This is a genomic window from Actinomyces israelii DSM 43320 (assembly GCF_000711965.1).
Taxonomy (GTDB): Bacteria; Actinomycetota; Actinomycetes; order Actinomycetales; family Actinomycetaceae; genus Actinomyces; species Actinomyces israelii.
The window spans coordinates 1-13733 of sequence record NZ_JONS01000067.1 but is presented as its reverse complement, the minus strand read 5'-3'; the positions used below and the strand labels follow the sequence as shown (position 1 = coordinate 13733).

The window sequence follows — 13733 nt, the reverse complement described above, 5'->3', positions numbered from 1 at the left end:
CGGCCTACGTGCGCTGGATGATTAACGCCGAGGTGGCAGCCGGGCGTGCTCGGCGTCGAGGGGAGCTCGTCGTGTGTTCCGTCCGGGCGTCCGGACGTGCGGCCCGCTCGCGGTCCCTGCCGGCCTGTCTCGTCGAGATCGGTCGTGTTCCGGCTCGAGACCGGTTCGCTTCCGCACCGAGACCGGTTCGCGGGGCCGGGTGGCCGTCGGGCGGCTGTCCAGCCGGTTCTCCACGGCCTCCTGAAGACCGGCCCTGACAGGAAAAGGTGGCTCCTACGCGCTTTTAAGGCGCTCACCGTTCCCGGGTGCGGTGAGGATCGGCATGTTTCCGCGGTTTTGTGGCGCGGACGGGGTGGTACGGGCAGCTAAAAGTGCGTAGGAGCCACCTTTTCCGCCCGGCACACCGCCCGAGCCCCCTCGCCGGCGCCCCAGAACGCGTTTTGTCCCAGAACCGGCCCAGACGACTGGCTCCGGGGAGAGCGAGCAGACAGGGCCGGAGGCGCGAGAACCTGCGATCCTGGCGCCATGACCGACCACCCCCTCCCTGCGCCCGGCGAGACCACCGGGTGGATCACCCCTCCCACCGACGGCGGTGAGCGCCTCGACGGCCGCTCCACCGTCCTGGTGACCGCCGACCGCCTCATCACGGGACGCCGCGGTGAGGCGCCCGGCACTCTTGAGGTCATAGGCGACATCCCCGCTGTCGGACCCCACGGCGAGGGCGCAGGCCCGGCCGAGGACGCCCGGCGCGCCGGCCGCGGAGGAGCGGTGCTCCTGGGCCGCAAGCGCATTCTGTTCGCGGGCACCGCCGCCGAGGCGGAGGCCCACCTGGCCCATCCGTCCTCCCGGGCCGACCTGGCCGTTGCCGACCCAGAGCGGATCGTGCGCCTCGACCTGCCCGGCTCCACCCTCATGCCCGGGCTCATCGAGACCCACGACCACCTGCCCACATCCGGCACCGCCGTCGAGTACCCCGACTACGGGCCCCACGAGGTCGCCCGCCTCACCCTCAACGCCGTGCGCTCGGCACGCGAGCTGCTCAGCGTCGGCGTCACCAGCGCCCAGTCCCTGGGGGCGCGGCACTACGTCGATGTGGCCGTGCGCGACGCCATTGACAACGGGGACGTGCGGGGCCCGCGCATTATCGCCTCCGGGCCGCAGATCACCACCACCGGCGGGCACTCCCACCACGCCGGCGCGGAGGTCGACTCCATCGACCAGATCCGCCACGAGGTCCGCCGCCACCACAAGATGGGGGTCGACACCATCAAGGTGATGGCCACTGGCGGCTTCATGACGGGCGGGTCGGCGCCCTGGTTCGCCCAGTTCAGCCAGGACGAGCTTCAGGTGCTCTTCGCCGAGGCGCACCGTCTGGGCAAGTGGACGGCCGCGCACGCCCACGGGACCCAGGGCATTGAGCGGGCGGTGCGCGCAGGCGTCGATCTCGTCGCCCACGCCTCCTTCATCACCGACCGCGGCCACAGCGAGTTCGATGCGGCCCTGGCCGACGAGATAGCGCGCACCGGCGTGTATGTCGAGTGCACCATGACCGCCGACATGCCGCGGATGCTCCGGCGCGACGACTCCTACGCCCCGCCCGTGCGCCGGCTGTGGGAGCACGGGGTGCGGATCGTCGTCGGGCACGACGCCGGGATCCCCGCGGTTCCGCAGCGCGGCTACGTCGGCGGCCTCGAGGCGCTGGAGTGGGCGGGGCTGCCGCGCGCTGAGGTGATTCTCGCGGCGACGTCTCGGGCGGCCGCCGCCATCGGGTGCGCGGGCGTGACCGGGGTGCTGGCGGAGGGCTTCGAGGCCGACCTCATTGCGGTCGCGGGCGACCCGCGCGAGGACCTGGCGGTCCTGCGCGACCTGCGCCTAGTGGTGACGCGGGGGCGCGAGTTCGTGCCCGACCGGCTCGAGGGCGTGCCCGTGCTGGTGGACGACTCCCTGGGCGGGCTGGGGCCGATCGGTCCCGCCGCCACCCTGGGGGTGTGGCGCGCCCGCGCCGAGCGGCGCCGGGCCCACCCCCGGGTATGAGGCCGGGGGCGCCCCGGCCCCGCCGCGGCTGACGACGCGGGGCGGCGTGAGCCTGTCCGGTGCCGGAAAGCGGCGAGGCTCCGCCGATATAACGTTTTGACAACTACAGTGACCGAATGGGGTATCAGCGGAGAGCCTTCAGGCACGGCGTCCATCGCGAGGACATTGAGCAGGCGCTCTCCCATCCCCGCGAGATGCACTACCACGACGGCTATGTCATGGTTCTCGGCTCGGACCGGCTCGGCGACCTCCTCGAGGTCGCGGTCGACGAGGCGGGCCAGGTGTTCCACGCGATGAGAGCTCGATCGAAGTACTCCAGGAGGCGATGACCGTGCGAAGCGTCAAGGAGATGCTCCGGGAGGTCGAGCAGACCAATGACGGGCAGGGCCCCGACGTGGCGGCGTGGACGAGCGACCCCTGCCTCATGGACATCACGCTGGCCCAGCTCCGCCTGGCCGCGGCCGAGGCCGACCTCGACGCGGCCGTCGCGCGCGCCCGGGACAGCGGGCGCTCCTGGCAGCAGATCGGCGACATCCTGGGCATGACCCAGCGGGGCGCGAGCAAGAGGCTGAGCACCTGAGCGGCGGCTCCCGGCGCCGCCCGTGCGCAGCGGCGCCGCCCGCCGAGGGGCATGATGGCCCCATGCGTGATCTTTCCCGTCCCACTGAGCCCTGTCGTGCTGTTCAGGAGCGGATGGCCGCCGAGGCTGCCGCGCGCGCCGGGGCTGCGGCCCCCGCCGCCGCCCTGGGGGAGGACGACGGCGCCCCGGCTGCTCTGCGCGAGGCGCTGGCCGACGTCGTCGCCGGGCTCGCCCCGCAGATCGTCGCCCTCTCCCACGACATCCACGCCCACCCGGAGGTCGGCTACCGCGAGCACCACGCTGTGGCCGCGGTCGCCGACATCCTGCGCGCCCACGGCCTGGAGGCCGAGGTCGGGGTCTACGGCATGGACACGGCCCTGCGCGCGGCGATCGGCCCGGGCGCCCCGGACGACGACAGTCCCGGCGCCCCGGACGGCGCCGGTCCGGACGCCGTCTCCGGCGCCCCCACCATCGCCATTCTCGCCGAGTACGACGCGCTGCCCGGAATCGGCCACGCCTGCGGCCACAACGTCATGTGCGCCAGCTCCGTGGGCGCCTTCCTGGCCCTGGCGGCCCTCGCGCGGCGCGCGGAGGACGCCCTGCCCGGCCGCGTCGTCCTCCAGACGACTCCGGCCGAGGAGCCCGACACCGCCAAGGAGCGCCTGGCCCTGGCCGGCATGCTCGACGGCGTCGACGCCGCCATCCAGACCCACTCCTACGCCCACGACGTCGCCGACCAGACCTGGCTGGGCGTGCGCCGTATCCGCGCCGTCTTCACCGGCGTGCCCGCCCACGCCGCCTCCCAGCCCTTCATGGGGCGCAACGCCCTGGACGCGGCCGCCCTCGTCCTGAACGGGATCGGCCTGCTGCGCCAGCAGATCCTGCCCATGGACCGGCTCCACGCCGTCGTCGTCGATGGCGGCCGGGTCCCCAACGTCATTCCCGAGCGCGCCGAGCTGAACCTCTTCGTGCGCTCGAAGTACCCCGAGACCCTCAAGGACCTGGTGGGGCGCGTGGAGGACGTCCTGCGCGGCGCCGCGCTCATGACCGGCACCGGCCTGGAGATCATCACCCCGTCCTACACCAATGAGATGCCGGTGCGCGCCAACGGGCCGCTGACCGCCGCCTGGGTCCGCTCCCAGCGCGAGCGCGGCCGCGACCCGCTGCCCTTCGGCGTCGTGCCCGAGACGATCGCGGCGGGCACCGACTTCGGCAACGTCTCCCAGCGCGTGCCCGGTATCCACCCGCTCATCAGGGTCACCGACCGCGCCGACGTCGCCCTCCACACCCGCGAGATGGCGCGGGCCGCCGGCTCGCCGACCGGGGACGCGGCCGCCGTCGACGGCGCCTACGGGCTGGCGGCGGTCGCTCTGGACTGGCTGCACGACGCCGACTTCCGCGCCGCCGCGCGCGCCGACTTCGAGGCCACCGGCGGCGCCGTCGACGTCGAGCACTTCTGGGACTGAACCGATCTCGAGCCGGAATACGACCGATCTCGGCGAAGAGGGGGCCGCGGGTCCGCCGCCGCGGGGCCCAGTCAGGCGAGGGCCCCGCGCAGGACGTCCAGCCCCACGCTGCCCAGGCGCAGCGCCCGGGTGTGGAAGTCCTTCAGGCTCGTCCCGCCCGCGAGCGCGCCGTCCCGCGCCTTCTCCCACAGCCGCTGGCCCACCGCGTAGGACGGCGCCTGCCCCGGCCACCCCAGGTAGCGGTCCAGCTCGAAGCGCAGGAAGGGCTCGTCCATCGCCACGTTGTGCCGCAGGAACGCCCAGGCGCTGCCCGCATCCCAGACGCCCTCGCCCACGCCGGGCAGGTCCGCCAGCTCGGCCGGCCGCTCCTTGCCCAGGTGCACCCCGATGTCGAGAACGACCCGGGCCGCGCGCAGCCGTTGGGAGTCGAGCATGCCCATGCGGTCGCCCGGGTCGTCCTGGAACCCCAGGTCCGCCATGAGCTTCTCGGCGTACAGGGCCCAGCCCTCGCCGTGCCCGCTCACCCAGCAGGCCAGGCGGCGCCAGGAGTTGAGCTCGTCGCGCAGGTGGGTCTGCATGCCGACCTGCAGGTGGTGGCCGGGCACGCCCTCGTGGAAGACGGTGGTGCGCTCCTGCCAGGTGGCGAAGTCCTCTGTGCCCGCCGGCACCGACCACCACATGCGGCCCGGTCGGGAGAAGTCGTCGCTCGGGCCGGTGTAGTAGATGCCGCCGGTGGACGACGGCGCGATGCGGCACTCCAGGGTGCGCAGCGGGGCGGGGATGTCGAAGTGGACGCCGTCGAGGGCCGCCATCGCCGCGTCGGAGGTGGCCTGCATCCACTCCTGCAGCGCCCGCGTTCCGTGGACCGTGCGCGCGGGGTCGGCGTTGAGCCGGTCCAGGGCCTCGCGCACGCCCACCCCGGGCCCGTAGAGCCGCTCGGCGATCGCCCGCTGCTCGGCGTCGATGGCGGCCAGGCGCTCCCGGCCCCACTCGTAGGTCTCGTCCAGGTCGACGACGGCGCCCAGGAAGTCCCGGCTGAAGCGCTCGTAGCGCTCGCGGCCCACGGCGTCGCGGTCGCCGGCGTGCGGCAGGATCTCGGCGACCAGCACGTCCGCGATCCGGGAGAAGCCCTCCCGGGCGGTGGCGGCGGCGGTGCGCAGCTCCTCGGCCAGGGGCGCCGGGATCGGTGCGCCGTTGGCGGTGGCGGCGCCGTCGATGAGCGCCGTGTAGGAGCTCGTGGCCTGCGCGGCCTGGTCGCGGGCCTGGGAGATGGCGGCCTCGACCTGGCGGCGCGCCGCGACGTCGCCGCGGGCGAGCGCCAGGCGCAGGCTCTGGGCGTACTGGGTCAGCGCTCGTGGGACATCGCGCAGGGCGGAGGCGAAGTCCGCCCAGTCCTCCTCGGTGCCGGTGGGCAGGTTGTCGAAGCCGTCGCGCAGCGACTGCACCGGGGAGGCGATGTTGTTGAGGCTGCGCAGTCTCTCGCCGGCGTCGGCGAGCTCCACGCCCACTGTGAGGCGCTCGCGCATGGCGGCGACGGTGACGCGGTCGACGTCGTCGGCGGGGGCGGCGGCCTCCAGCTCGCGCAGGGTCAAGCGGTCGAGCTCGCTCAGGGCGGTCAGGCCCTCGGGGGAGTAGTCGTCGAGCTCGCCGCGGCGACCGGGCAGGCCGTTGTAGACGGCGAACTCCGGGGAGAGGTCGGCCAGGTGCGCGACGTAGCGCTCGGCGATGGTGTCGACGGCGGTGGCGGGGCGGGCGGCGTTGGGGCGGGTCTCGCCGGGCTCAACGGGCCCGGCGGATTCTGCGGAGGAGCGGGTCACGGACCGAGCCTAGATGATTGATTCCGGGCTGGGCGCGGGACGGGTGCGGCGCCCTGGTGCCCGCGTGGAGCGGGCCGGAGTGCGTCGGAACGTGAACGTGCCTTTCCCATCCCACATGAACGTACCTTTCTCCCATCCTTCTGGGGGTAGAGGTCAGAAGGATGGGAGATAAGGTACGTTCACGCTGCGAACCCTCCGTTGACGTTGAGGCTCCCCGCCCGCGCGCCCCGCGCCTCCGGAATCACACATCTGAGCCCTGTTGCGGAAGTCGTTGGGGCTGGTCGGCGCCGACGGCGCGCGGCGGCTCGGCCGGAGGAGCGGGCTGCACATGGGAGGGGAGGAGCTCGCTGGGGCGGGCGCGAGTTTTCCGCGTGATCCCGCGGCTCTCGAGTGCCCGTCACGACTGGTTGGCGCGCTCCCATGTGCGCAGACCCCCTGCGCGCACATGGGAGCGCGCCAACCAGTCGTGACGATCCTCGAAGATCCGCAGAATCTCAACGAAACACCGCACTCACCCCACGAAGGCCCTCTCCTCCCATGTGCAACCCCGCCAACGTGCCCTCCCGGTTGGCACCGCCCGCGACCACAGCCACGAACCTACGGCCGCCAACCGGCCGCACCACCAGACGCCAGAGCCGCTCCAGACCCTGTCATGAAGATCGTTCGAGTCAGCGGCCGATGTCGGCGATGCGTGCGGCGGTCCACACGGCCGGCGAGCCACATGTGGCGGGAGCGCGATGGTGCCCGGTGGTGGTTGAGGCTGCGCTCTACAGCGCCCTCCATGACCTCGCTGCTTCCAGCAAACCCGGGACGGTCCAACGAAAGAGATGCTCCCCGGCGGCACGGCCACGAGGACCGGACAGAACCAGCACCCCCGGAGTCGCTCATCTAGTGTCCCGGCGCTTACTACGCTCCTTTGTTCCTTACTGTACGAGAAGAAGGAGCGTAGTAAGGGGCAAAGGAGCGTAGTAAGCGAGTCGGGCGCCCGTGCTAGGATGCTGCGCCCCAGCAGGGCCGGCTGCGCGGGCCGGTTCAGGATGCGAGGTACTGCGTGAGGGCGTCGCGCATGATCTCGCTGGCTGTGCGCTGCTCGGCATCGATGCGGGCCTGAAGCGCTGCGTCCGGGTCTTCCGGCAGACGGACCTGTCGCTTGGGCGAGCGGCCGGTGCCATGTGTCCCGTTTCCAGGTTGTAGGACGCAGGTACAGAACGTGGAGCAGGCATATGGTGCCGGGTCGGCGACGGTGAATGAGGACCTCCAGCATCTGCCCGTCGCGCGCCGGACCCCTATCAGATCAACAGCCTCCCCGGCCTATCCCATGCTTTATCAAAGCGTTCGAGGAGCAGGACCGGTTGTGCGGCGCGTGCAGGCCGTCCGCAATCGGATAGTGCTTCTCGGCGCTGCACGTCCTCTCAACTGCCACGAGATTATGGTGGTCCCGAGCTCTCCGGTTCGGTAGTTCCACCGTGCGCGGGCGCTCGTCGGTAGGCGACGACGAGGAGTCGGGCCGGCCTGTCGCTCTCCCGGGTAGGGGCTGGAGGCATCTTCCAGTCTGTCCGGAGCAGGACCGGTGAGGGCAATCGCGGCCGGGGCGCCGATGAAAGAGCTCAGGATGACTCCCTGTTGAAGGCCGGGCCCGGCTTGCCAGACCCGCTCCATGAGCGAGACCCTGGCCCGCATGCCCACCACCATCGCGCCCTCCGACCTGCCTGCGCCCCACGACCCCGACCTCCCCTACGCGATCTCCATGGTCTGCACCGGCAACATCTGCCGCTCGGCCATGGCCGAGGTGGTGCTCATCGACCGCCTCGCCGCGACCGGCGTCCCCGCCTGCGGGCCCACCGGCGTCGTCGTGACCTCCGCCGGGGTCTCCGACGAGGAGCACGGCAACCCCATCGACCGCCGCGCGCGCCGTCTTCTGGCCGAGCGCGGCTACGGCTCCGGGGGCGACGCCGCTGCGCGCGCGGCCGCCGTCGCCATCCGCGACCACGCCGCCCACCGGATCGGCGACGCCGAGCTCGCCGGCGCCGACCTGGTGCTGGCCATGACCTCGGCCCACCGCCGCGAGCTGCTGCGCCGAGCCGAGCGCCTCGGCGTCGACGCCGACCGCATCCGCATGTTCCGCGAGCTCGACCCGGCCGTCGCCGGGGACGAGCGGCACTGGGCCGCCGTCGGTGCCCGCACGCACCACGGGCTGGACGTGCCCGACCCCTGGTACGGGACGATGGAGGACTTCGTCAAGACCCTGGAGGTCGTCGAGCGCGTGTGCGACGCCCTCGTTCCGGCGCTGGCGGAGCTGTCGGCGCAGCGGCGGCGCTGAGAGGGCGGGGGCCGGGCCGCTGGGGCAGGCCGCGGGCCGCCCCGCTGCTGGGCTGCCCGCCTGTGCCGCCTGGGCCTCCGCCGACAGGCCGCCACCCGCCTCTACCTCAGGCGCCCGGTCTGCCTCAGGCGCTCGGCCAGTCCCAGGCGGCCGGCCAGCCACCCGGTCACGGTCGCCAAGTACTCCTCGCGCGCCGGTGGGGGCGAGAGCGCCAGGTCGTGCACCCCGCCCGGGATCTGCCGGATGGTGACGTCGGTCCCGAGGAAGGCCGCGCGCTCGACGATCTGCTCCACCGACAGCACGACGTCGCTGTGGCGAGCCTCCTCGTCACTGGCCTCGGGGCCGTTCGACGCCGTCGAGCAGCACACGAGCACGGGCACCCTGATGCCCAGCCCGTGGCGCACCTCCCGCTGGAGCCGGCGGATCCCCGCCAGGAACCCCGCGCGCACCGGGAAGGACGGCGAGGGCTTGAGCCTCAGGTCCCAGTCCCACTCGCCGCCCCAGCGCCGGTGCAGGGACCGCACGTACAGGTCCGGCTCGGCCGTCTCGGGGTCGGTCCCCACCGCGGTCCCGGCGCTGGGGACCGTGCCCTGCGCGCCTCCCGGGCTCGCGGCCCTGGCGGCCAGGCGCTTGCGGGCCCTGACCTCCGCCGGGTTGTCGATGACCCGCTCCGGGCGGCGGCGCGAGAGCACGTCGACGTAGGCCGACCCGTAGGAGCGCATGAGCCCGGAGGCGTTCAGCTGCAGCCAGGGGGAGTTGAGCGTGACAGCCTCCACGCTGCCGGGGTGGTCCGCCGCCCAGATGACCGCCTGCAGCCCGCCTGTGGAGTGGCCGTTGAGGACGACGACGTCGTGCCCGTGCTCGGAGCGGATGATTCGCAGCGCCTCGCCGATCTCCTCGTCGTGGACGCGCAGATCGCGCACGTCGTGCGGCGAGGGGTGGCCCACGCCCGCCCGCCCGCAGGTGCGCAGGTCCAGAGCGTAGAACTCGTAGCCGGCCGACAGGAAGGCGTCGGCCAGGTGGGTCTGGAAGAAGTAGTCGTTGCGGCCGTGGAGGTAGAGCACGGCCCGCTTGTGGCGCGGCGTCCCTGCGGTGCCGGCAGGAGTGGCGGGAACGGCAGGAATGGCCCCGCGCTGGTGGACCAGGACGGCGTGGTCCGCTCCGGGAGCCGCGTCCTCATCGGGGACGACGTCGATGCGCCGGGCCACCCACGGCTCTCCCAGGATGTCCGTGGTCAGGGGGGCTGGTGTGTCCGGTGTGGTCGTGTCAGGCGCATGTGGTCGGGCGGGTGCGGCGGCTGGCGTGGCCGGGGCTGCTGTGGAGGCTGTGGAGGCCGGCGTGAGTGATGAGGCGGGTGGCGCGGGTCTAGCGGGCCTGGTGGGTTCGACGGGCCCGGTGGGGGTGGTCTCGGTCATGAGAGGCATCCTGGCACGGTCCGGGCTGCGAGGCGTGCAGGCGGTGTCTTGAGCGCCTCGCGCGGGCGAGGCGGCCCCCGTGGTGACCGGCGGCCCCGGCTCGGACCTGTTCGGCGCCTCGCGCGGGCGAGGCGGCCCTCTTGAGGATGCCGACCCGTGGCAGGCGCATTTTGCCCCGTCATGTGTCCTTACGTGGCGCGAGCCGGGGTCGCACGGATTGCGGAGAAGAGGAAATGCCTGCGCGGGCTGGACCGACGTGAGCGAGGATCGACAGCCTGGTGCACCGACTGGGCGCTCACTGGCTGTTCGCCGGCCTCGCACTCGTAACGTCTACCCGGGCGCCCTGCCCATTCGAAGACGGCGCAATCATCGGTCTCGCAGGCGTAACGCCCACCGGTTCGCCGGCATTGTCGGACGCGCTTGCGGGTCCGGTGTGTCTTCGTCTGTGACGCTCACTGGTTCGCTGGCATTGTTGCCCGTACTCGCTTCGCGCGGTGCGCCCTGGTCCGCGCAGACAGAGCGGGCACGCTGGGCCGCCGCCTGCCGGGCAGGACCGAGAGCGGACTTTTGCAGGGCGCCGTTGGAGCGGGCCAGGACCGTTGCGCACCACCAGCACGCGTCATGGTCGTCCGGCGCAGTGCGTGCGCCCGGGGATGTGGCATTCCAGCCCGCGGGAGCGCTTCCGTTCGGGTGGATCCGTGTGAGGCCACCTCGCAGCGCGTGGGCGCGGATCGCCCCTTGAGTCACATGTCCGCACTCGGGCGGCCTCCGCCAACGGGCTGTTGCGCCGCGTCGGGCGGGTCGTGGCCGCACGAGCGCCGGGCTTACCTGGTTCTAGATGGTGATGCGGCGCAGGAGGGTGGGTGGTGGGATCTGGCCGGTGAGGATGTAGGCGCGGAAGACGGGGACGGCCTGCTGGCCGGTGAAGACCTCCTCGGGGTGGACGTGGGTGGTGAAGGGCTCGTCGCCCCCGTTATTCCAGCTCAGCGGCACCCACGCGTCCGGGTCCTTGACGGGCTCGCGGGCCACCACGTAGTGCGCGTACCCGCTCACAGGGTCCGGGACGCGCACCTCGATCGTCATACCCCGGTTGGAGCCCCCCGCCTGCATATAGAAATTGCTCTGCTCGGCCTCGGGAACGTCGTCGGGGAAATCACAGCCCTCCGGAAGAGCCCACACGCCCAAGGCGAAATAATCTTGCCCGTCCAAAAAGGTGGGATATGTCAAATCGTGTGCGAACTCGTCGGCAATATTCTTCGGAGTCTGTGGAAGGGTAAAGATGTCCGAGTGCCCTGTTTCTGAACTGATTATCCATGTGGCTAATCTTCTCATGTACCTCTCCTTGTCGCGAGCCGGTTCGGGGAATTATTCCTTGATCCGCTCGACGTATACTCCGGTGATCTTGATGACTCTCCCGTCGCCGAGAGTGGCGGTGGCTGGGTTGTCCGGGGATACGAGCGCGTCGAAAGCTCTCTGTTCTTTCGGGTAAGGCGAAGTTCCGTACTTGGCCTCGATTCCGACCCAGGTGCCGTCGTCTCTCTGGGCGAGTCCGTCGTAGTAGCGCCCGTGGCTGGAGCCCTTGACCTGTGCCAGTCTCTTTTCGGCAAGCAACTCCCGCAATGGATGCCCTCGTTTTTCCGCCAGTCTACGGTAGTTTTCTCGTACCTGCCACTCGGCGAAGTCATAGGTGTGAGCTCCTTTGTTGCCATCGGTGAACTGGCCTTTGTAGTCCCGGTTGTCACCTCGGTCGACGCCGGCGCGCGGGTCGGCCTCGGGCCTCGGCTCGGGCTGTGCGCGGCGGCGCGGTCCGCTGCCTCCCTGGGAGGAGCGTCGCATGACGCCGTCGTCGGGTGCGCCCCGGTGGGGGTGCGGGGTCCTGCGGGGATCAGCATAGGCGTAGGCGGGCCGCCGCCCGACCGGGCGCTGGGCCGCCTCCTCGGCCGCCTCCTCGGCCGCCTCTTCGAAGGCCTCCTTCGCCCGGCGCCACCGGCGGGACTCCCGGGCGGCCTCGACGCCGTAGCGCAGGGTGCCGCCAGCTGCACTCACCCCGCCTCCCGCGACCATGGTGGCGATCCACGTCGCGACGTCCAGGGCGATCTCCCCGGGGGTGTGCGAGGACAGGTAGCGGGCGACCGTCCCCTGGGGATCGCGCACGAACCGGGCCGCATCGTGCGCCGAGCTGAGCATCGCCAGCCCCAGGCCCACATCGAAGGCCAACCCCAGGCCCCCACCGGAGAACACCACCAAAGCCCCGGCCGCCAGCATGAGCAGCCCCTGCTCCATGGGCGACAGCGAGTCCCAGAGGTCCCCCAGCATGTCCAGGACCCCGGCCAGCCAGCCCCCTCCCAGGTGAGGAGCCAGCTGCCTGTTGAGATCATGGGTGATGGTCGGGACCTGCATCAGCACCAGAACACCGGCCAGCACCGCCAGCGTGGCCAGGACCCGCACGACCCACCGGTACTGGCGTCCGGGATCCAGCACGGTCCGGGCGGCCGCGTCCCGCTCCCGACGCAGACCCACCACCGTGCAGATCGGGAGCCGGAACCGATTCAGCACCTTGCCCTCCCCGGCCGCCCGGACCACCAGGCGCCACTCCAGCCAGGGGAGGACGAGGGCGTCGACGACGTCGGCGGTCCACCGACCCACCCCCGACCGGGGCAGGCGGGCCAGTACCCTCCACCGCCAGGCGCCGATCGCGCCACCGCCGACGCGCCCCTCGCACACGCCCAGGTCGTCGAGCAGCCCGTCGTCGTACCCGCCATAGCACAGCACCCGGGCGTCCAGCACCGCCCCCACCACCAGCAGGAGCAGCACCAGCCAGCCCCGGCCCTGCCCGCTGCCGGTCAGCGTGCTGGTGATGTCCACCAGCGGCCAGGGCGCCTTGCCGCCGGTCTCGCCCCACGCCTGCGTACGGGGCGACGCGTTGCACGCGAGGTGGTCCACGATCGCCACCCACAGGGCCAGCAGCGGCACCAGCGGAGAGAGGACCCGGCCGACGACGGCGCCCGCGCCGCCGCCTCCGGCTCGGCTGCCGCAGCGCCACCACAGGTGCCGCCCCAGGCCGATGCACGCGGCCACCATCCCCGTCACCATCGCGTGGCCGCTGTAGGACAGCGCGGTCGGGAAGGAGCCGGAGAACGGCGAGAGGCCGAACGTGGGCAGCCCCAGGCACTTCAGCATCTGGCTCGCCCCGGGCGGGCACAGCGCCGTGGCCAGCATCAGGCCGGGGGTGCTCGGCGCGGACAGGTACGCGATCCTCCGCAGTATCTCCTCCACCGCCGCGAAACCCGCGCCGGCGGCCACGCCCAGTATCAGCCAGTCGCACACCAGCAGACGGCGCATCCTCCCCGGCGCCGCCAGCGCCAGGACCGCCAGGGGCGCCAGCTTGCACAGCTCCTCCGCGACCCCCGCCACCACGATGGTCGCCGCAGGCGTCTTCGCGCTGACGCCGGCGGCGGCCACCAGTCGCAGGGACAGCAGGCCGACGGCGCCCGCCCACGGCATTGAGGCGGCGAAGACTCCCGAGATCAGCCGCCACGAGACCGACTTGGTGCGTGCCATCCAGAACCAGGCGAACACCACCCACATGGTCCCCAGCCACGCCCCGAGACTGATGCGCAGCGTCTCGTTGACCATCAGGGCGACCAGGATCACCGGCAAGGACGCCCACACGACGACCGCCTGGATCCGGCGCAGCACCACCAGGGCGCGCCAGGACCGCAGGCGCGCCCCCAGACGCTCCCACCACTCCAGGTCGGCCTTTCGGGGCGAGCCCGCCGGATCGCCCGCGCCGGCACGATCTGCGGGTCCCGGGCCGCTGGCACCCGGGCCGCCGTATCCGCCCGCGCCCGAGTGGCCGCCCGCGCCCGGGTACCCGCTCGCATCCGGGACGGGGACGACGCCGTACCCGCCGGGCGCGCTGACCAGGGGCGGCGCTCCCGCGGGCCGGGCCGCGCCGGGAGGCGGCACGACGCGAGGTGCGCCAGCAGGACCCGCAGAGTTCGGAGCGCCGGGCGGGGGCGCGACGCGGGACGCGCCGGGCTGAGGCATCGGCCCCGCTGCGCCGGCCGGGGGCGCGGAAGTCGGAGGAGCCGGCCGGAT

The 13733-nt window shown here is 72.5% G+C and carries 10 protein-coding genes; 5 read left to right on the top strand and 5 right to left on the bottom strand.

Annotated features, from left to right (window positions below; all coding sequences use genetic code 11):
- Positions 1-525: 525 nt before the first annotated feature.
- The 4 genes from O145_RS14350 (at position 526) to O145_RS14335 (ending at position 4080) form a co-directional block, all read left to right on the top strand.
- Positions 526-2034 (top strand): amidohydrolase family protein, encoded by a 1509-nt coding sequence (locus tag O145_RS14350; RefSeq protein ID WP_043564212.1) that lies wholly within the window; start codon positions 526-528, stop codon positions 2032-2034.
- 116 nt (positions 2035-2150) lie between these two features.
- Positions 2151-2363: a hypothetical protein gene (locus tag O145_RS14345; RefSeq protein ID WP_043564211.1), complete on the top strand. Its 213-nt coding sequence runs from the start codon at positions 2151-2153 to the stop codon at positions 2361-2363.
- Entirely contained in the window at positions 2360-2614 is a 255-nt protein-coding gene (locus O145_RS14340) for a hypothetical protein (RefSeq protein WP_043564210.1), read from the top strand. Before O145_RS14345 ends, O145_RS14340 begins: the two co-directional genes overlap by 4 nt.
- A gap of 62 nt (positions 2615-2676) precedes the next feature.
- Positions 2677-4080, top strand: a complete 1404-nt coding sequence (locus O145_RS14335; protein WP_043564208.1) for an amidohydrolase — start codon at positions 2677-2679, stop codon at positions 4078-4080.
- Positions 4081-4151: 71 nt separating this feature from the next.
- On the opposite strand, the gene O145_RS14330 is transcribed toward O145_RS14335, so the two are convergent.
- Together O145_RS14330 and O145_RS19955 are read right to left on the bottom strand one after the other, a co-directional pair.
- A complete protein-coding gene (locus O145_RS14330) occupies positions 4152-5897 on the bottom strand; it encodes a DUF885 domain-containing protein (RefSeq protein ID WP_043564207.1) in 1746 nt (581 codons plus the stop codon).
- Between the two features lie 1032 nt (positions 5898-6929).
- Positions 6930-7034 carry a ribbon-helix-helix protein, CopG family gene (locus tag O145_RS19955; RefSeq protein ID WP_411265966.1) on the bottom strand — a complete coding sequence of 35 codons (105 nt, stop codon included), beginning with the start codon at positions 7032-7034 and terminating at the stop codon, positions 6930-6932.
- A gap of 520 nt (positions 7035-7554) precedes the next feature.
- On the opposite strand from O145_RS19955, the gene O145_RS14325 reads away from it, so the two are divergent.
- A complete protein-coding gene (locus O145_RS14325) occupies positions 7555-8217 on the top strand; it encodes an arsenate reductase/protein-tyrosine-phosphatase family protein (RefSeq protein ID WP_043564205.1) in 663 nt (220 codons plus the stop codon).
- A gap of 101 nt (positions 8218-8318) precedes the next feature.
- Here the strand turns inward: O145_RS14325 and O145_RS14320 are convergent, their stop codons facing one another.
- The 3 genes from O145_RS14320 to O145_RS14310 form a co-directional block, all read right to left on the bottom strand.
- Positions 8319-9632, bottom strand: coding sequence for an alpha/beta hydrolase (locus O145_RS14320; protein ID WP_229118605.1), 1314 nt, complete (start codon positions 9630-9632; stop codon positions 8319-8321).
- An 834-nt stretch (positions 9633-10466) separates the two neighbouring features.
- Positions 10467-10811, bottom strand: coding sequence for an NTP pyrophosphohydrolase (locus O145_RS17705; RefSeq protein ID WP_229118604.1), 345 nt, complete (start codon positions 10809-10811; stop codon positions 10467-10469).
- Between the two features lie 186 nt (positions 10812-10997).
- Positions 10998-13601, bottom strand: a complete 2604-nt coding sequence (locus O145_RS14310; protein WP_052375223.1) for a PrsW family glutamic-type intramembrane protease — start codon at positions 13599-13601, stop codon at positions 10998-11000.
- Between the last annotated feature and the right edge of the window lie 132 nt (positions 13602-13733).